The 18,851-nt window shown below is 59.8% G+C and carries 19 protein-coding genes; 12 read left to right on the top strand and 7 right to left on the bottom strand.

The features are described from left to right. Positions 1-108 precede the first annotated feature (108 nt). Both rpmB and rpmG read left to right on the top strand, forming a co-directional pair. Positions 109-342 (top strand): 50S ribosomal protein L28, encoded by a 234-nt coding sequence (rpmB, locus tag FFH90_RS00095; RefSeq protein WP_018927492.1) that lies wholly within the window; start codon positions 109-111, stop codon positions 340-342. A gap of 11 nt (positions 343-353) precedes the next feature. Continuing rightward, positions 354-509, top strand: a complete 156-nt coding sequence (gene rpmG / locus FFH90_RS00090) for a 50S ribosomal protein L33 (RefSeq protein WP_003177274.1) — start codon at positions 354-356, stop codon at positions 507-509. Positions 510-593: 84 nt separating this feature from the next. On the opposite strand, the gene FFH90_RS00085 is transcribed toward rpmG, so the two are convergent. Next, a complete protein-coding gene (locus FFH90_RS00085; protein WP_018927493.1) occupies positions 594-956 on the bottom strand; it encodes a cupin domain-containing protein in 363 nt (120 codons plus the stop codon). Positions 957-1,192: 236 nt separating this feature from the next. On the opposite strand from FFH90_RS00085, the gene FFH90_RS00080 reads away from it, so the two are divergent. Then, complete coding sequence (locus FFH90_RS00080) at positions 1,193-2,686, top strand: aldehyde dehydrogenase (protein WP_086944351.1); 1,494 nt, start codon at positions 1,193-1,195, stop codon at positions 2,684-2,686. Between the two features lie 156 nt (positions 2,687-2,842). Further along, on the top strand, positions 2,843-3,985 hold the full coding sequence (locus tag FFH90_RS00075; RefSeq protein WP_111453045.1) for an MFS transporter: 1,143 nt from the start codon (positions 2,843-2,845) through the stop codon (positions 3,983-3,985). 16 nt (positions 3,986-4,001) lie between these two features. Here the strand turns inward: FFH90_RS00075 and FFH90_RS00070 are convergent, their stop codons facing one another. Together FFH90_RS00070 and FFH90_RS00065 are read right to left on the bottom strand one after the other, a co-directional pair. After that, positions 4,002-5,582, bottom strand: coding sequence for a phospholipase D family protein (locus tag FFH90_RS00070; protein WP_111453044.1), 1,581 nt, complete (start codon positions 5,580-5,582; stop codon positions 4,002-4,004). Between the two features lie 56 nt (positions 5,583-5,638). Beyond that, positions 5,639-7,060, bottom strand: coding sequence for a PLP-dependent aminotransferase family protein (locus tag FFH90_RS00065; protein ID WP_018927497.1), 1,422 nt, complete (start codon positions 7,058-7,060; stop codon positions 5,639-5,641). Positions 7,061-7,239: 179 nt separating this feature from the next. Here FFH90_RS00065 and FFH90_RS00060 point away from each other — a divergent pair, with 179 nt between their 5' ends. After that, on the top strand, positions 7,240-7,485 hold the full coding sequence (locus tag FFH90_RS00060) for a DUF1127 domain-containing protein (protein WP_018927498.1): 246 nt from the start codon (positions 7,240-7,242) through the stop codon (positions 7,483-7,485). Between the two features lie 51 nt (positions 7,486-7,536). Here FFH90_RS00060 and FFH90_RS00055 read toward each other — a convergent pair whose 3' ends face one another. Next, entirely contained in the window at positions 7,537-8,850 is a 1,314-nt protein-coding gene (locus tag FFH90_RS00055) for an FAD-binding oxidoreductase (RefSeq protein ID WP_138866508.1), read from the bottom strand. Between the two features lie 148 nt (positions 8,851-8,998). On the opposite strand from FFH90_RS00055, the gene FFH90_RS00050 reads away from it, so the two are divergent. Then, on the top strand, positions 8,999-9,352 hold the full coding sequence (locus tag FFH90_RS00050; protein WP_007934627.1) for a YkgJ family cysteine cluster protein: 354 nt from the start codon (positions 8,999-9,001) through the stop codon (positions 9,350-9,352). A gap of 3 nt (positions 9,353-9,355) precedes the next feature. Here FFH90_RS00050 and FFH90_RS00045 read toward each other — a convergent pair whose 3' ends face one another. Further along, positions 9,356-9,844, bottom strand: a complete 489-nt coding sequence (locus tag FFH90_RS00045) for an Lrp/AsnC ligand binding domain-containing protein (RefSeq protein WP_003206849.1) — start codon at positions 9,842-9,844, stop codon at positions 9,356-9,358. A 156-nt stretch (positions 9,845-10,000) separates the two neighbouring features. Here FFH90_RS00045 and dadA point away from each other — a divergent pair, with 156 nt between their 5' ends. The 6 genes from dadA (at position 10,001) to FFH90_RS00015 (ending at position 16,143) form a co-directional block, all read left to right on the top strand. Continuing rightward, positions 10,001-11,305, top strand: a complete 1,305-nt coding sequence (gene dadA, locus FFH90_RS00040) for a D-amino acid dehydrogenase (RefSeq protein WP_064621369.1) — start codon at positions 10,001-10,003, stop codon at positions 11,303-11,305. After that, the gene (locus tag FFH90_RS00035) at positions 11,277-11,630 is read left to right on the top strand and encodes a RidA family protein (RefSeq protein WP_018927502.1); all 354 of its coding nucleotides are present in this window, start codon (positions 11,277-11,279) and stop codon (positions 11,628-11,630) included. The genes dadA and FFH90_RS00035 overlap by 29 nt, the downstream gene beginning before the upstream one ends. A gap of 111 nt (positions 11,631-11,741) precedes the next feature. Further along, entirely contained in the window at positions 11,742-12,815 is a 1,074-nt protein-coding gene (alr, locus tag FFH90_RS00030) for an alanine racemase (protein ID WP_111453042.1), read from the top strand. Positions 12,816-12,943: 128 nt separating this feature from the next. Then, positions 12,944-13,492: a cupin domain-containing protein gene (locus FFH90_RS00025; protein WP_018927504.1), complete on the top strand. Its 549-nt coding sequence runs from the start codon at positions 12,944-12,946 to the stop codon at positions 13,490-13,492. A gap of 170 nt (positions 13,493-13,662) precedes the next feature. Then, on the top strand, positions 13,663-14,091 hold the full coding sequence (locus tag FFH90_RS00020) for a cytochrome c5 family protein (protein ID WP_081625748.1): 429 nt from the start codon (positions 13,663-13,665) through the stop codon (positions 14,089-14,091). A 129-nt stretch (positions 14,092-14,220) separates the two neighbouring features. Continuing rightward, positions 14,221-16,143: an acetyl-CoA hydrolase/transferase C-terminal domain-containing protein gene (locus tag FFH90_RS00015; RefSeq protein ID WP_138866507.1), complete on the top strand. Its 1,923-nt coding sequence runs from the start codon at positions 14,221-14,223 to the stop codon at positions 16,141-16,143. Positions 16,144-16,211: 68 nt separating this feature from the next. Here FFH90_RS00015 and FFH90_RS00010 read toward each other — a convergent pair whose 3' ends face one another. Beyond that, the gene (locus tag FFH90_RS00010) at positions 16,212-16,784 is read right to left on the bottom strand and encodes a xanthine phosphoribosyltransferase (protein ID WP_018927509.1); all 573 of its coding nucleotides are present in this window, start codon (positions 16,782-16,784) and stop codon (positions 16,212-16,214) included. 57 nt (positions 16,785-16,841) lie between these two features. Next, the gene (gene rep / locus FFH90_RS00005; protein WP_018927510.1) at positions 16,842-18,851 is read right to left on the bottom strand and encodes a DNA helicase Rep; all 2,010 of its coding nucleotides are present in this window, start codon (positions 18,849-18,851) and stop codon (positions 16,842-16,844) included.

Raw genomic sequence — 18,851 nt, 5'->3', positions numbered from 1 at the left:
TGTAGCCGGTAAGACCCTTAAAGAAACGCGGCGCCTGGCGCCAAATGACTGAGAGATTAAGCGGCCAACCCATGCCGGGTTGGGCATGTGGTTTTAGAGGGCTGAGGCATGTCGAGAGTCTGTCAAGTTACCGGTAAGGGTCCGGTGACTGGGAATAACATTTCCCACGCAAACAACAAAACCCGTCGTCGTTTCCTGCCGAACCTGCAGCATCACCGCTTCTGGGTTGAGTCCGAGAAACGTTTTGTGCGTCTGCGCGTATCTGCCAAAGGCATGCGTATCATCGACAAGCGTGGCATTGATGTCGTGCTGGCCGAAATCCGTCGCGATGGCAAGATCTAAGGGAGCTAATCATGCGTGAATTGATTCGTTTGATTTCGAGCGCCGGTACTGGTCACTTCTACACTACCGACAAGAACAAGCGCACTACTCCGGACAAAATCGAGATCAAGAAATATGATCCGGTTGTTCGTAAGCACGTGATCTACAAAGAAGGCAAAATCAAGTAATTGATTTTTCCTCCTTACGAAAAAGGCCCGTATCGCGAGATACGGGCCTTTTTTGTTGTCTGTCGGTTCAAGCGGCACAAACCCTCAAGCCTTCTGTTCGAACACCACATAAATCTTGCGGCACGGCTCCAGCACTTCCCAGGTGCCTTTGAAACCGGCCGGAATCACGAAGCGATCGCCCACGCGCAGGGTCTTGGCGCCGCCGTTGTCATCGCGCAGCACTGACACCCCCTGAACGATTTCGCAGTATTCGTGTTCGGTGTAGTTCACCCGCCACTGACCGACTTCGCCTTCCCAGACACCTGCACTCATCTGGCCGCACGGGCTGTTGTAGTGGTTGTACACCGTTTGTTCGGGGTCGCCCTTGAGGACTTTGGCCGGGTCTGGCCGATAGCGATCGGGCTGGGTGGTGGCCTGACTGAAATCGACGATATCCTGAATGCTCATGTTGGTATTCCCACGTGATTGCGGCGCGACTGACTGGAAAGTTGAAAGTCTATGTTTATTAAAATGAACATCGCAAGGCCATTTAACGGTCCTTTGTCAAATATATTGAAACTTCACCCGCCGCTGGTTTAGGGTAACGGTTGCCTTGAGCCGAAAAGCAGGCTGGCCGGGCAGAATTCCTGACAGCACCCGCGAAGAGCGCGGGCGCTCGTATTCAATAAGAGGAGGACACTCGTATGACCACCCTGACTCGTGCCGACTGGGAACAACGGGCTCGCGATCTGAAGATCGAAGGCCGTGCCTACATCAATGGCGAATACACCGATGCAGTCTCCGGTGAAACGTTCGAGTGCATCAGCCCTGTCGATGGCCGTCTGCTGGGCAAGATTGCCAGCTGTGACGCCGCCGACGCCCAGCGCGCCGTGGAAAATGCTCGCGCCACGTTCAATTCCGGCGCCTGGTCGCGCCTGGCGCCGACCAAGCGCAAAGCCACCATGATTCGTTTTGCCGGCTTGCTGAAACAGCACGCCGAAGAGCTGGCCCTGCTCGAAACCCTGGACATGGGCAAGCCGATCAGCGATTCCCTGTACATCGACGTTCCTGGCGCGGCGCAAGCCCTGAGCTGGAGTGGTGAGGCCATCGACAAGCTCTACGACGAAGTCGCCGCCACCCCGCACGATCAGTTGGGGCTGGTGACTCGCGAGCCGGTCGGTGTGGTCGGTGCGATCGTGCCGTGGAACTTCCCGTTGATGATGGCCTGCTGGAAACTCGGCCCGGCGCTGTCCACCGGTAACTCAGTGATCCTCAAGCCTTCGGAAAAATCGCCGCTGACGGCTATTCGTATTGCAGCGCTGGCAGTTGAAGCCGGCATCCCGAAAGGTGTGCTGAACGTGCTGCCGGGTTACGGTCATACCGTCGGCAAGGCCCTGGCCTTGCACAATGATGTCGACACCTTGGTGTTCACCGGTTCGACCAAGATCGCCAAGCAACTGCTGATCTACTCCGGCGAATCGAACATGAAGCGTGTCTGGCTCGAAGCCGGTGGCAAGAGCCCGAACATCGTGTTCGCCGATGCGCCGGACCTGCAAGCCGCCGCCGAATCGGCTGCCAGCGCTATTGCCTTCAACCAGGGCGAAGTCTGCACCGCCGGTTCGCGCCTGCTGGTCGAACGTTCGATCAAAGACAAATTCCTGCCATTGGTGATCGAAGCCCTCAAGGCCTGGAAGCCGGGCAATCCGCTGGATCCGGCGACCAACGTCGGTGCGCTGGTGGATACCCAGCAGATGAACACCGTGCTGTCCTACATCGAATCCGGTCACACCGATGGCGCCAAACTGGTGGCTGGCGGCAAGCGTATTCTTCAGGAAACCGGGGGCACCTACGTCGAGCCGACGATTTTCGACGGTGTCAGCAACGCGATGAAAATTGCCCAGGAAGAAATCTTTGGCCCGGTGTTGTCGGTGATCACTTTCGATACCGCTGAAGAAGCCGTTGCGATTGCCAACGACACGCCGTACGGCCTCGCGGCTGCGGTATGGACCACGGATATCTCGAAGGCTCACCTCACCGCCAAGGCTTTGCGCGCCGGCAGTGTGTGGGTCAACCAGTACGACGGCGGCGATATGACTGCGCCGTTCGGTGGCTTCAAACAGTCCGGCAACGGTCGCGACAAGTCGCTGCACGCGTTCGACAAGTACACCGAGCTGAAGGCGACCTGGATCAAGTTGTAAACAAGTGAGGGCGCCCGGCGGTAAATCGGGCTCCTGAACGACGCAGATCCCTTGTGGGAGCGAGCTTTTGTGGCGAAGGGGCTTGCTCCTTCGCCACAAAAGCTCGCTCCCACACTGTTTTGTGCTGTACATAAAATATCCACAGGAGCGTGGAACATGCGTTGGGCGACTTATTTCGCCGTCTTGGCGTCTGTCTTGAGTGTCGGCCTGGCCCTGGGTGTCAGCATGCCGTTAGTGTCGCTGCGCCTGGAAGGCTGGGGTTACGGCTCCTTCGCGATTGGCGTGATGGCGGCGATGCCGGCCATTGGCGTGCTGCTGGGGGCGAAGATCTCCAGCCATCTCGCGGCCCGTCTTGGCACGGCCAATCTGATGCGCCTGTGCCTGTGGGCCGGGGCGGTGTCCATCGGCTTGCTGGCGCTGTGGCCAAGCTACCCGATCTGGCTGGTGCTGCGGTTGATGATCGGGGTGATCCTGACGCTCGTCTTCATCCTTGGTGAAAGCTGGATCAACCAACTGGTGGTCGAGCAATGGCGCGGCCGATTGGTAGCGCTGTATGGCAGCAGTTATGCGCTGAGCCAGCTGGCCGGGCCGTTACTGTTGGGGGCGTTGGGCACCGAGCACGACTACGGTTTTTGGGTTGGTGTCGGTTTGCTGATGACGTCACCGTTCCTGCTGCTGGGCCGTAGCGGAGCACCCACCAGTGAAGCCTGCAGCGTGACCCTCAACGACTTGCTGAACTTCTGCCGTGGCCTGCCGGCAATTGCCTGGGCGGTGTCGCTGTTTGCTGCGTTCGAAGCGATGATCCTGACCTTGTTGCCGGTCTACTGCCTGCGTCAGGGCTTCACCACGGAAATCGCCCTGGCGATGGTCAGCACGGTGGTGGTGGGGGATGCCTTGTTGCAGTTGCCGATTGGCGCGCTGGCTGATCGCTTGTCGCGGCGTACATTGTTTACCGGCTGCGCAATGCTCTTGCTGCTGTCGAGCCTGGCGATTCCATTGCTGATCGATACGTTGCTGATCTGGCCGCTGTGGGTGTTGTTTGGCGCCAGCGCCGGCGGTCTGTTCACCTTGTCGCTGATCCTGATCGGTGAGCGTTACCGCGACGATGCGCTGGTGCGGGCCAATGCCCATATCGCGCAGCTGTGGGGGATCGGTTGCCTGATCGGGCCGTTGGCGGCCGGTGCCGGGAGCCAGTGGGTCAGCGGGCACGCCTTGCCGTTGCTGATGGCGGCGGGCGCGTTGGGGTTGGTGATTCTGGTATCGCGGCAGGGGGCGTTTGGGGCGGTGCAGCCGGCATAGCTCCAGGTAATTCAAGCTACAGCATCCGCTCCAGGCCGACCATGCTACTGAGCCATGAATTGAAATGCTTCCACCAACTTCCCGGTTCTTTGGTCAGTGTGTGCGGCTTGTCGTCATCTTCAGTGGCCCAGACCATCTGGCCCTTTTCCAGTCGGACCTGATAGCTGAGAGGGGGCGCCATACCCTCCAGCGCCAATTCACGCACCCGTCCGGCGAGCTGTGGGTTGTCCACCAGTACTCCGACTTCGGTGTTCCACAGTACCGAGCGCGGGTCGAAATTGAATGAGCCGATGAAGGCTTTTTGTCGGTCGAAGATCATGGCCTTGCTGTGCAGGCTGGAGTCGGAGCTACGGGAGGAACTGCTCCCGCTGTGAAACAGGCTCGGTCCACTGCCGCTGCCTCCGTTGTCGCCGGGCTGGCGGCGTAATTCGAACAGCTGCACGCCATGCTCCAGCAAGGCTTTGCGATAAGGTGCGTAACCACCGTGCGTGGCCGGCACATCGGTGGCTTCCAGTGAATTGGTCAGCAAACTTATCGACACGCCGGCATCGGCGCGACCGGTCAGGTACACCAGGCCCGGTTGGGCGGGTACGATGTAGGGCGAGACCATGATCAACTCCTTGCTGACTCCATTGAGCTCGGGTGCCAACTGGGTGGACAGCTGCAAGTACGGAGCCGGCTCGCCGTCGGCCAGCACCTTGGTTGGTGCGTCCCACAGCGCCTGGTTCCAGGCCCAGATCAGCTCCTGGCGCCAGGTCTCCAGGCGAGGATGAGTGGTATAGGTCATCAACTGTTGGTAGAGCGCGTGATTCTGTTTGCGCGTTTCCTCCAGGGATTCGTCCAGTCGCGTCCGGGTATTTTCCAGGTCCTTGGGTGTCGGCCTGATCGAGAGAAACTGCTCGATCGGCTTGCTCAGAGCACTGTTCCAATACTCGTCGAAGCTATGCCCCAGCTGCTCGGCAACCGGGCCGACACTGAGCATGTCGATGTCGGTGAAATTACGGTTGGGCTCGGCATCGAAGTACTCGTCCCCCAGGTTGCGCCCGCCAACGATTGCCACGCTATTGTCCGCCACCCACAGTTTGTTGTGCATGCGGCGATGTTGCTGCGACAGGTTGAACAGCCGGCCCATGGTACGCGTCACGACGGTGCTGCGGCCCAGGTGCAGCGGGTTGAAGACGCGGATCTGAATCTTCGGATGGACAGCGAGGGTTGCGATGATCTGGTCCAGGCCATCGCTGGTGGTGTCGTCGAGCAGAATCCGCACCCGTACGCCGCGGTCGGCGGCCTTGAGCAGCTCGCTTATCAGTATCCGTGTGCTGATGCCGTCATGGACGATGTAGTACTGCAAGTCGAGGCTGCTTTGGGCATTTCGAATCAGCTCGGCGCGGGCGGTGAAGGCCTCGGTGCTATCGGATAGCAAGCGGAAGCCCGACTGGCCCTGGTGGGGAGCGGCCTGGGCCTGGATCGAACGGCCAAAAGCAGAGTCGGCGGCCGGCAGGGCCTGGCTCGGTTCGCGAGGGATATTGAGTGTCGTACAGCCACCCAGAAGTGAGGCGAGTAACAGAAGAGCAAGCAGGGGCTGTCTGATTCTCACGGCGCGTATTCCGGATGGTGGCGGATAGCATATGGACGCCGTATCCCGAAGAAAGGTCAGTCGGTTTCCGCCAGCAGTTTGATTGCTGTCGCACCGACCTTGCGCACGGCTTCTTCAATCTGCGGGGTCGTTTTGGCAGCGTAGTTCATCCGCAGGCAATTACGGTATTTGCCCGAGGCGGAAAAGATACTGCCCACGGCAATCTGTACGCCCTGATCATGCAGTGCACGATTGAGTTTCAGGGTGTCAAAGCCCTCCGGCAGTTCGACCCACAGCATGAAGCTGCCTTGCGGACGGCTGGCGCGGGTGCCGGCCGGGAAATAACGGGTGACCCAATCGATCATTGCGTCGCGATTGCGCTGGTATTGCATGCGCATCCGCCGCAAATGTGGTTCGAAGTGCCCGGCCTTGAGAAATTCGGCAATCGCAATCTGTGGTTGCGTCGCGGTGGAGCCGGTGCTGATGTACTTCATGTGCAGCACGCGCTCCAGATACCGGCCCGGCGCGACCCAGCCAATGCGCAGGCCCGGTGCCAGGGTCTTGGAAAAGGAACTGCAGAGCAGGACGCGGCCGTCTTCGTCGAAGGATTTGATCGTGCGCGGGCGGGGGTAGGTGTAGGCCAGTTCGCCATACACATCGTCCTCGATAATCGCCACGTCGAAACGCTGTGCGAGGTTCAACAGCGCACGTTTGCGTGACTCCGGCATGATGTAGCCCAGCGGGTTGTTACAGTTGGGGGTCAACTGTATGGCTTTGATCGGCCATTGCTCCAACGCCAGTTCCAACGCTTCGAGGCTGATGCCGGTGAGCGGGTCGGTGGGGATTTCCAGCGCTTTCATGCCCAGGCCCTTGAGGGTCTGCATGGCGCCGTGAAAGCTTGGCGAATCCACTGCGACGATGTCACCCGGTCCGCAGATGGCGCGGATGCTGGTCGACAGCGCTTCGTGGCAACCGGTAGTGATCACCAGATCGTTGGCGCTCAATTGGCAGCCGGAATCGAGCATCAGGCGGGCGATTTGTTCGCGCAGTTCGAGGGTGCCGCAGATGTTGTCGTAATACAGGCCTCGCATGTCCTGCTGGCGGCTGATACGTGCCAGGTTGCGCAGCAGCGGTTTCATGGTCGGCGAGGTGATGTCCGGCATACCGCGGCCCAACTGCACGACATCCTTGCGCGGCACGGCGCGGATCAGTTCCAGCACCTGATCCCACTGTGAAATATCCACCGGTCGTTGGGCTGGGCGGCCGACCACGGGTAGCTCCGGCAGTTCGCGGCTCACCGGTACGAAATACCCGGATTTGGGTTTGGGCATCGCCAGGCCTACGTCTTCCAGCACTCGATAGGCCTGTTGCACCGTGCTCAGGCTGACCCCGTGCTCGACACTCAGCGCCCGCACCGAGGGTAGCCGGTCACCGGGGCGATAGAAGCCCTGTTCGATACGTGTGCCGAGCAACTCGGCGAGGTTGACGTAAAGGGTCATGGTGCAGTCTCGATGTGGGTGATTCGGTTAACCAATACAGATGGGGCAAAAATAAGCGATTCAGAGGCCGAAACAGAAAAACTGTATGGAATTAATACTGCTCTGTTGAATCTGTAATGCTTTTTGCCGTCCGCGCATCATGAAAGCTCTGGCTACCCAAGTAAACAGGAGCGACGAAAATGAACGGCTTGAGCGATGTGCGGCTGACGTTACACAGTCAGGAACTGGCGGCAGGGCAACAGAACGGCGCGCGCGAGGCAATTATGCGCAACGCACCGTCCTGCCTGGGTCGCTGGGGTCTGTTCTGGCATCGTCTGCACACGCGTAAGGCGTTGTTGGAGCTGACGCCGGAGCAACTCAAGGATGTCGGGTTGAGTCGGGAGCAGGCGCGGGAGGAGGGGCTTAAACCTTTCTGGCATCTGTGAGATGAACCGCGATCCCTTGCAGGTGCAGCCTTCGGCAGCTCCTGCAAGGGTTCAGGCCAGTTCTTTAAGACGATGCCAAAGCATTCCCAACGCCAACAACGGCGAGCGCAAATGTTTGCCGCCTGGAAAGGTAATGTGCGGCACCTTGGCAAACAGATCGAAACCACCACTGTGCTGGCCGCTGATGGCCTCAGCCAACAACTTGCCTGCCAGGTGCGTGGCGTTTACGCCATGACCAGAATAGGCCTGGGCGTAATACACATTCGGTTGCTCCTTGAGCCGGCCGATCTGCGGCAGGCGATTAGCCCCGATGCCGATCATCCCGCCCCACTGATAGTCGATTTTCACCCCGGCCAGTTGCGGGAACACCGCCAGCATCTTCGGACGCATGTATGCGGCGATGTCTTTCGGATCGCGTCCTGAATAATGGCAGGCGCCGCCGAACAGCAGGCGGCGGTCCGCCGAGAGTCGGTAATAATCCAGCGCTACCCGTTGATCGCAGACCGCCATGTTCTGCGGCAGCAGCGCGTGAGCCTGCTCTTCACTCAAGGGTTCGGTGGCGATGATGTAACTGCCGGCGGGCAGCACCTTGCCGCCAAGTTGCGGGTTGAGATCGTTGAGGTAGGCGTTGCAGCCCAGCACCAGGGTCTTGGCGCGGACCGAGCCCCGGGCGGTGTGGACCTTGACCTCGCGGCCATAATCGATGCGGGTTACAGCCGATTGCTCAAACAGTTTGGCGCCCAATTGCCGGGCTGCGGCCGCTTCGCCCAGTGCCAGGTTCAGTGGGTGCAGATGCCCGGAGCCCATGTCGATCAAACCACCGACATAGCGATCGGAACCCACCACGCTGTGCATTTCGTTGGCTTGCAGCAGACGGGTTTCGTAACGGTAACCGAGGCTGCGCAGCTCGCTGGCGTCTTCAGCGAAGCCTTCCAGGTCATGGGCCTTGTTGGCGAGGTCGCAGTAGCCCCAGGTCAGGTCGCAAGCGATCTGAAAGCGCTCGATTCGCTGGCGGACGATTTCCACCGCTTCCAGGCCCATCAGTTTCATCTGACGCACGCCGTCTGCACCGATCACATTGGCGAACTGATCGAGGCCATGGCCGACGCCGCGAATCAATTGCCCGCCATTACGTCCGCTGGCGCCCCAACCGATCTTGTGCGCTTCAAGGAGCACCACGCGCAAGCCTCGTTCAGCCAGTTCCAGCGCGGTGTTCAGCCCCGAGAACCCGCCGCCCACCACGCACACGTCCGCGACCAGCTCACCTGTGAGTGTTGGAAGGTCGGGTTGCGGCAGGCTGCTGGCGGCGTAATAAGAGGCGACGTGCCGGTGGTTAGGGGCAGGTTGCTGAACGGGGGCGTTCATGGACGTCATCCTGATGCGTGTGTTTGAAAAAGTTGACGGAGCATAAGCCGCCCCTTCGGATACGGGCAACATTGGTCGGTTGGCGCTGTCTGGATTGGGGCTTTTGCGTCAGAATCCCGGTCTATTCCGCATTCGGGTCACCGCTTCGATGAGCTGCAACAGTCAGAAAATTCGCACGCTGCGCCAGCAAATTCCCACCTTCGAGTGCGTGCCCGGCTGCCATGACTGCTGTGGGCCGGTCACCACCTCGCCCGAAGAAATGTCCCGCCTGCCGCGCAAGACCCGGGCCGAGCAGGACGCGGCGATGGACGAACTCAATTGCGTCCATCTGGGGCCCAACGGCTGCACGGTGTATGACGAGCGCCCATTGATCTGCCGTCTGTTCGGTACCACCAAGACATTGCCATGCCCTAATGGGCGGCGGCCGGTGGAGCTGATTCACCCGCGGGTCGAGAAGCAGATCCACGAATACATGGCCAGTACCCGGCAGGTGTTGGTGTAGGGCTCAATCCGGAATTGGCAGATTCAAACTCTCTTTCACTTCTTCCATCACGATATAGCTCTTGGATTCGCGCACATGCGGCAACTTGAGCAGGATGTCGCCCAGCAATTTGCGGTACGAGGCCATTTCGGAAATCCGCGCTTTCACCAGGTAATCGAAGTCCCCTGACACCAAATGGCATTCAAGTACGTGGGGCAGTTTCAGCACCGCGCGTCGGAACTCTTCGAAAGTATCGCCGGATTTGTAGTCGAGACTGATCTCGACGAACACCAACAGACTACCCTTCAAGTGCTGCGGATTCAGCCGGGCGTTGTAGCCCATGATGATCCCTTCGCGCTCCAGGCGCCGTACCCGTTCAGTGCAGGGGGTGGTGGAGAGGCCGACCTTTTCCCCCAGTTCGGTGAAGGAGATACGCCCGTCCGCTTGCAGGATCCGCAGGATGTTGCGGTCGATCTTGTCCAGCTCACGTTTGGTCTGAGTGTTGGTCCGCATAGGGGATGCGCCTCCGTGAAAAGGGTTTTTGCCGAGAATTGTCGCCAAATATAAGCACTTATATAGTGAAAAGCACTGGCTAATCTTTTTTAAACTGCCCACATCTTCGGTCTGCACAATAAACGTCAGCGGTAAGCCGCGATGAGGGATATGAAAATGCGCGTTCTGGTCTTGGGTAGCGGCGTCATCGGTACCGCCAGTGCCTATTATCTGGCACGAGCCGGCTTTGAAGTGACGGTTGTGGACCGTCAGCCAGCGCCGGCCATGGAAACCAGTTTCGCCAACGCCGGGCAGGTTTCGCCGGGTTATGCCTCACCGTGGGCCGCACCGGGCGTGCCGCTCAAAGCCATCAAGTGGCTGTTGCAGCGTCACGCGCCATTGGCGATCAAGGCCACTGCCAATATCGACCAATACCTGTGGATGGCGCAGATGCTGCGCAACTGCACCGCCAGCCGTTACGCGGTGAACAAGGAGCGCATGGTGCGTCTGTCCGAGTACAGCCGCGACTGCCTCGACGAATTGCGCGCCGAAACCGGCATTGCCTACGAAGGCCGTAGCCTGGGGACTACCCAGCTGTTCCGCACCCAGGCGCAGCTCGATGGCGCCGCCAAAGACATCGCCGTGCTGAAAGAGTCCGGTGTGCCGTTCGAACTGCTCGACCGTGCCGGCATTGCCCGGGTCGAACCGGCCCTGGCCAGCGTCACCGACATCCTCGCCGGTGCCTTGCGCCTGCCGAACGACCAGACCGGCGACTGCCAGATATTCACCACCCGCCTGGCCGAAATGGCCGTGAAACTGGGTGTGGAGTTCCGTTTCGGCCAGGACATCCAGCGCCTCGACTTCGCCGGTGATCGCATCAACGGTGTGTGGATCGATGGCAAGCTGGAAACCGCCGACCGTTACGTGCTGGCTCTCGGCAGTTACTCGCCGCAGTTGCTCAAGCCGCTGGGCATCAAGGCCCCGGTGTACCCACTCAAGGGTTACTCGCTGACCGTGCCGATCACTAACCCGGCGATGGCCCCGACGTCGACCATTCTCGACGAGACCTACAAGGTCGCGATCACCCGCTTCGACAACCGCATCCGCGTCGGCGGCATGGCTGAAATCGCCGGTTTTGACCTGTCGTTGAACCCGCGCCGGCGCGAAACCCTGGAGATGATCGTCAACGACCTTTATCCTCAGGGCGGCAATCTGCCCGAAGCGAGTTTCTGGACCGGCCTGCGTCCGACCACTCCGGACGGCACGCCGATTGTCGGTGCCACACCGTTCAAAAACCTGTTCTTGAATACGGGCCACGGTACGCTCGGCTGGACCATGGCTTGTGGGTCCGGTCGTTTGCTGGCTGACCTGATGGCCAAGAGAACGCCGCAGATCAGCGCCGAAGGCCTCGATATTTCCCGTTATGGCAACACACTTAAGGAGCCTGCAAAACATGTCAATCCAGCGCCAGCTCACCAATGAGCGCATGAGCCAGATCGTTGTCCATAACGGTACTGTGTATCTGGCAGGACAGGTCGGCGACGACATGAGCGCCGGGATTGAACAGCAGACCCGTGAAGCCCTCGCCAACATCGAGCGTTTGCTGGATCTGGCCGGGACGGACAAGAACCGTCTGCTGTCGGTGACCATTTACCTGAAAGACATCGACGCGCACTTCGCAGGCATGAATTCGGTGTGGGACCAGTGGCTGCCAAAAGGCGTCGCGCCGGCCCGTGCCACGGTCGAATCGAAGCTGTGCGAACCGCAAATCCTGGTCGAGCTGTCGGTCGTTGCCGCGCTGCCATAAACGCTCTGCCATAAATCAAGTCACAAAGATCCCTCTCCCGGCGCTGTTGGTGGTTCACGCTGTCAGCCAGCGCCGGTTTTTTTCCCAATGACCGACTAGAAGTCTGCCGCCATGCGTCCTGCCCGTGCCCTGATCGACCTTCAAGCCCTGCGTCACAACTACCGGATTGCCCGTGAAGTCACGGGTGCCCGTGCCCTCGCGGTGATCAAGGCCGATGCCTATGGCCATGGCGCGGTGCGTTGCGCCCAGGCACTGGAAGCCGAGGCGGACGGCTTTGCCGTGGCGTGTATCGAAGAGGCCCTGGAGCTGCGCGCCGCCGGTATTCGTGCGCCGGTGTTGCTGCTGGAAGGTTTTTTCGAAGCCGATGAGTTGGCGCTGATCGTCGAGCATGACTTCTGGTGTGTGGTGCATTCGTTGTGGCAACTCGAAGCCATCGAAAAAGCCACGCTGAGCAAACCGATTACGGTGTGGCTCAAGCTCGACTCCGGCATGCATCGGGTTGGCCTGCATCCAGCGGATTACCAGGCAGCCTATCAACGGCTGCTGGCCAGCGGCAAAGTGGCGAAGATCGTGTTGATGAGTCACTTCGCCCGTGCCGATGAACTGCACTGCCACGCCAGCGTCGATCAGGTCGCGGTATTCGAAGCGGCGCGTAAGGGTTTGGCGGCCGAAATCAGCCTGCGTAACTCGCCGGCGGTGCTTGGTTGGCCGCAGATTCCGAGCGATTGGGTGCGCCCGGGCATCATGCTCTACGGCGCGACGCCGTTCGAAGAGGCCAATGCCGTGGCGTCTCGCCTGCAACCGGTGATGACCCTGGAATCGAAGGTGATTTGCGTGCGTGAACTGCCGGCCGGCGAGCCGATTGGTTACGGCGCGAAATTCGTCACCCCCAAGCCGATGCGTGTGGGTGTGGTGGCGATGGGGTATGCCGATGGTTATCCGCGCCAGGCACCGAGCGGCACACCGGTGCTGGTGGCCGGGCAACGCAGTCAGTTACTGGGTCGGGTATCGATGGACATGCTCTGCGTCGACCTGACCGACGTGCCGCAAGCCGGCCTCGGTTCGCCCGTCGAGCTATGGGGTAAAAATATCCTCGCCAGTGATGTCGCGACAGCCGCCGACACGATTCCTTATCAGATCTTCTGCAACCTGCGTCGGGTTCCGCTGCTCTATTCCGGGGCCTGACAAACAGCGCTCCCGACCGAAAGTCGCTTCGCCAGGCTGGATTCAGGCGCAAGTGTTGTAAATACTGAACGCTGTCGCCATGATAACGCTCAATATTCTTGCAACCTGAATCCCTGGAGGCTCCAGCATTGGACGTCGGTGAACGACTGCAATCGATCCGTAAGCTCAAAGGTCTTTCCCAGCGTGAGCTCGCCAAACGCGCGGGTGTTACCAACAGCACCATTTCGATGATCGAGAAGAACAGCGTCAGCCCCTCGATCAGTTCGCTGAGGAAGGTACTGGGCGGGATTCCCATGTCCATGGTCGAGTTCTTTTCCGAAGAAATCCTGCAGGAAAAGCCGACTCAGATCGTCTACAAGGCCCACGAGCTGATCGATATTTCCGATGGCGCAGTGACCATGAAGCTCGTCGGTCGGGCTCACCCGAGCCGGGCTATCGCGTTCCTCAACGAAATCTACCCGCCAGGCGCCGACACCGGCGAGGAGATGCTCACCCACGAGGGCGAGGAAACCGGGATTCTGGTGGAAGGTCGGCTGGAACTGGTGGTAGGGCTCGAAACATTTGTGCTCGAGGCCGGCGACAGCTACTACTTTGAAAGTACCAAGCCGCACCGTTTCCGGAATCCGTTCGATGCCCCGGCGCGACTAATCAGCGCAGCCACTCCAGCGAATTTCTAAGAGACACGGCGTCGTGCCCGGATTGCACAGACGCCCATGCTGTATTCCCGCCTTGTGATAAGACCCCTTCGACTTTGGGGTTGTTTCAGTGTGGCGGGCTTACCGCTATACTTGCGCCCGCCTGCGAACCGTGGCCGCAGGCGTGACTAGCCACCATTGAGGGTGTACGCGTGAACCTAATTATGAAAATGCTGGCCGCACCAGCAACCGTATTGGCCCTTTGGGCAGTCAGCGCACAAGCTGCGACCAACGACGATATCGCTAAACGTCTTGAGCCAGTCGGCCAAGTCTGTGTGCAGGGTAAAGAATGCAAGGGGATGGAAGTCGCTGCTTCGGTTGGCGGCGGTGCGTCGAAAACTCCTGACGAAATTATTGCCAAACACTGCAATGCTTGCCATGGCACCGGCCTGTTGGGCGCACCCAAGATCGGTGATGCCGCAGACTGGAAAAAACGTGCCGATAAAGAAGGCGGCACCGCTGCTGGCTTGGCGAAGGTCGCGTTGAGCGGGCTCAATGCGATGCCACCAAAAGGCACATGCAGTGACTGCGAACTGAAAGACCTTGAAGGCGCCATCCAGAAGATGTCTGGCCTGAAATAAGCCTGTTTTCAACGAAAAGCCGCTTGCGAGCGGCTTTTTTGTGCCTGCGATTTGTCTGAGGCTATTCTTTGCAGCAAAGACCCGGCAAGCTCGGTTCAACCCAATTCATGGGTTGGGCGGGAGGATCAGATGGTGCAGTTGTGTTCTATCGAGCAGGCGGTCGATGACGTTCTGGCACGGTTGCCGGCGCATATCCATATGGGCCTGCCGCTGGGGCTGGGCAAACCCAACCACTTCGTCAACGCGCTGTATCAACGCATTGCGCAACTGCCCGAGCGGCAGCTGACGGTCTACACCGCCCTGTGTCTCGGCCGTCCGCCCTTGGGTGATGGTTTGCAAAAGCGCTTCCTCGAACCCTTCATCGAGCGGGTGTTCGGCGATTACCCGGAACTGGATTTCCTCGCCGACCTGCATCGCGACAGCCTGCCGAACAACATCCACATTCATCAGTTCTTCATGCAACCGGGCAGCCTGCTGAACAGCGCCCCGGCCCAGCAGGATTACGTCAGCAGCAATTACAGCCACGCCGCACGGGACATCAATGCCGCTGGATTGAACCTGCTGGCGCAACTGGTCGCCAGCCACAGCGAACATCCCGATCGCCTCAGTATGAGCTGCAACCCGGACATCACCCTCGACCTGTTGCCGATGATCGCCAAGCGCCGGGCGGCGGGGGAGACGATCCTGATGGTGGGCCAGGTGCACAACGATTTGCCGTACATGCCCGGTGACGCGGAAGTCGGCATCGACACCTTCGACCTGCTGATCGACGCCAAGGACAACACCACGTTGTTCTCCACACCGAACATGCCGGTAGGTTGCCAGGATCATTTCATCGGGCTACACGCCAGCACGCTGGTGCGCGATGGGGGCACCTTGCAGGTCGGCATCGGCGCCATGGGCGATGCCCTGACGGCGGCGTTACTGGCGCGGCAGGCGGACAGTGACGGTTACAAGGCGTTGCTGGCGGATCTGAATCTCAGCCAGTGGGCGCAGTTGATCGAGCGCGAAGGGGGCGTCGAACCGTTTGCCAAGGGCCTTTACGGTTGCAGCGAAATGTTCGTCAACGGCTTGCTGGTGCTGGCGGACGCCGGGATCGTGCGACGCAAGGTCTACCCGGATGTGCAGACCCAGCAGCAGGCGAACGCCGGGACGCTGAATGAGTCGGCGCAAACCGATGGCATCTCGGTACATGGCGGGTTTTTCCTCGGGCCGCGCAGTTTCTACGAGCGCTTGCGCGAGTTGCCGCAGAGCAAGCGGCTCGAATTCAACATGACCCGCATCAGTTACATCAACGAGCTCTACGGTCAGGAAGAACTCAAACGCTTGCAGCGCCTTGATGCGCGCTTTATCAACACTGTGTTCACCATGACGTTGCTCGGTGCGGGCGTGGCGGATCAGCTCGAAGACGGGCGGGTACTCAGCGGCGTTGGCGGGCAATACAACTTCGTGGCCCAGGGTCATGCACTGGAAGGCGCGCGCTCAATCCTGCTCCTGCGCAGTTGGCGTGAGTCGGGCGGTGAGGTCAGTTCGAACATCGTCTGGGAATACGGCCATTGCACGATCCCACGGCATCTGCGGGACATCGTCATCACCGAGTACGGCATCGCCGATTTGCGGGGCAAGACCGACGCGGCGGTGATCGAGGCGTTGCTGAACATCAGCGACTCACGCTTCCAGCCGGGGCTGATCGAACAGGCGCAGAACGCTGGCAAATTATCGAAGCATTTTCGCCTCGATCCGCGTTTCGCCGACAACAGCCCGCAGCGTTTACAGGCCATTCAGGCCCGGCATTCGAATCTGTTTCCGGAATATCCGTTGGGCTGTGATTTCACGACGCAGGAGCGGGATTTATTGCGGGCGCTGAACTGGTTGAAGAGCAAGTTCAAGCTCACGGAGATTCTGGAATTGGGCAAGGCGGCGCTGGATGCGCCGGAGCCGGCGGAGTTTCCCGAGCATCTGGAGCGCATGCAGCTGACGAAACCCGAAGGATTGAAAGAGGATTTGTTTCAGCGGTTGTTGCTCACTGGCCTCAAAGCCACCGCGCAATAACTGGCAGTCGAAATCAAATGTGGGGGCGAGCCTGCTCGCTCCCACATTGGTTTTTCGGTGTAGTGGCTTTATTCGATGAAGGTTACAACGCCATCCTTCAGCGACTGCACCCGAGCCAACGATTCCACGCGATAACCCTGGGCATCCAGTTCCGCACGGCCACCCTGGAACGACTTCTCGATCACGATGCCCAGACCGGCCACGGTCGCGCCGGCCTGTTTGATGATCGAGATCAGCGCTTGCGAAGCCTTACCGTTGGCCAGGAAGTCGTCGATGATCAGCACGCGGTCGCTGCTGGTCAGGTGACGCGGGGAGATCGCCACAGTGCTTTCGGTCTGCTTGGTGAACGAGTAGACCGTCGCCGACAGCAGGTTTTCAGTCAGGGTCAGGGACTGATGCTTGCGCGCGAAAATCACCGGTACGCCGAGGTTCAGGCCGGTCATGATCGCCGGGGCGATACCCGAGGCTTCGATGGTGACGATCTTGGTGATGCCCGAATCCTTGAACAGCGAGGCGAATTCGTCGCCGATCAGCTTCATCAGGGCCGGGTCGATCTGGTGGTTCAGAAAGGCGTCGACTTTCAGGACCTGGTCGGAAAGCACGATGCCTTCTTCGCGAATTTTCTTGTGCAGTGCTTCCATGAAGCTGTCCTCTGTTGGCGTCTTTTGTGCCGAAGGTCTAAATAAATGTGGCTAATTCTAGCGCTTTAGCATTGCGCGTATATCTGCCAATGCGCTGTTGCCACGAACGGCTTTGACTTCGGTCGGGGTGTCGTCGTTGCCTTCCCAGGCCAGGTCGTCCGGCGGCAGTTCATCGAGGAAGCGGCTGGGCGCGCAGTCGATGATCTCGCCGTATTGCTTACGCTTGGCGGCGAAGGTGAAAGCCAGCGTCTGACGCGCTCGGGTAATCCCGACGTAGGCCAGGCGGCGTTCCTCTTCGATGGTGTCGGCTTCGATGCTGGAGCGGTGCGGGAGGATTTCCTCTTCCATGCCCATGATGAACACGTAAGGGAATTCCAGGCCCTTGGAGGCGTGCAAGGTCATCATCTGCACCCCTTCGGCGCCATCTTCCTCTTCCTGCTGACGCTCCAGCATGTCGCGCAGCACGAGTTTGCCGATGGCGTCTTCGACGGTCATCTCACCGTCTTCGTCTTTCTCCAGCGTGTTCTTCAGTGCCTCGATCAGGAACCAGACGTTACCCATGCGGTAATCGGCGGCCTTGTCACTGGAGCTGTTGGTGCGCAGCCAGTTCTCGTAGTCGATGTCCATGACCATGCTGCGCAGGGCGGAGATCGGGTCTTCGCCGGCGCACTGCTCGCGGACCTTGTCCATGAAGCGCTTGAAGCGCGACAGGCGATCGGTGAAGCGGCTGTCCAGGTGTTCGCCCAGGCCGATTTCGTCGGTGGCGGCGTACATCGAGATTTTTCGCTCGGTGGCGTAGTTGCCCAGCTTCTCCAGTGTGGTCGAACCGATCTCCCGGCGTGGGACGTTGATCACCCGCAGGAAGGCGTTGTCGTCGTCCGGGTTCACGATCAGGCGGAAGTAGGCCATCAGGTCCTTCACTTCCTGGCGTCCGAAAAAGCTGTTGCCGCCGGACAGTCGGTAAGGCACCTGGTGATGCTGCAGCTTCAGCTCGATCAGCTTGGCCTGGTAGTTGCCGCGATACAGAATCGCGAAATCGCTGTAGGGCCGGTCGGTGCGCAAGTGCAGGCTGAGGATTTCCACGGCCACGCGCTCGGCTTCGGCGTCTTCGTTGCGGCAGCGGATCACGCGGATCTCGTCGCCGTGACCCATTTCACTCCACAGCTGCTTTTCGAATTCGTGCGGGTTGTTCGAAATCAGCACGTTGGCGCAGCGCAGGATGCGGCTGGTGGAGCGGTAGTTCTGCTCCAGCATCACCACTTTCAGGGACGGGTAATCGTCCTTGAGCAGCATCAGGTTTTCCGGGCGGGCGCCGCGCCAGGCGTAGATCGACTGGTCGTCGTCGCCTACCACGGTGAACTGGTTGCGTTTGCCGATCAGCAGTTTCACCAGCAAATACTGGCTGGCGTTGGTGTCCTGGTATTCGTCCACCAGCAGGTAGCGGACCTTGTTCTGCCATTTTTCCAGGATGTCGTCGTGTTCCTGGAACAGTTTTACCGGCAGCAGGATCAGGTCGTCGAAGTCCACCGCGTTGAACGCCTTGAGCGTGCGCTGGTAGTGGGTATAGACGATGGCGGCGGTCTGCTCCTTGGGGTTGCGTGCGTTTTCCAGGGCTTCGGGCGGCAGGATCAGGTCGTTTTTCCAGGCGCCGATCATGTTCTTGATCTCGTCGACGCCGTCGTCGCCCGAGTATTCCTTCTGCATGATGTCGGTCATCAGGGCTTTGACGTCGGTCTCGTCGAAGATCGAGAAGCCCGGTTTATAGCCCAGCCGCACATGTTCCTTGCGGATGATGTTCAGGCCCAGGTTGTGAAAGGTGCACACCGTCAGGCCGCGGCCTTCACCGCCCTTGAGCAGCGTGCCGACCCGTTCCTTCATCTCCCGCGCGGCCTTGTTGGTAAAGGTCATGGCGACGATGTACTGGGCACGGATGCCGCAGCTCTGGATCAGATGCGCAATTTTGCGGGTGATCACGCTGGTCTTGCCGGAGCCTGCGCCGGCGAGCACCAAAAGAGGGCCGCCGACGTAGCTCACGGCTTCTTGCTGCCGGGGATTGAGTCGGGACAT

The sequence above is a fragment of the Pseudomonas sp. ATCC 43928 genome (assembly GCF_005938665.2).
GTDB lineage: Bacteria > Pseudomonadota > Gammaproteobacteria > Pseudomonadales > Pseudomonadaceae > Aquipseudomonas.
This window is presented reverse-complemented; position numbering and strand designations above follow the sequence as displayed.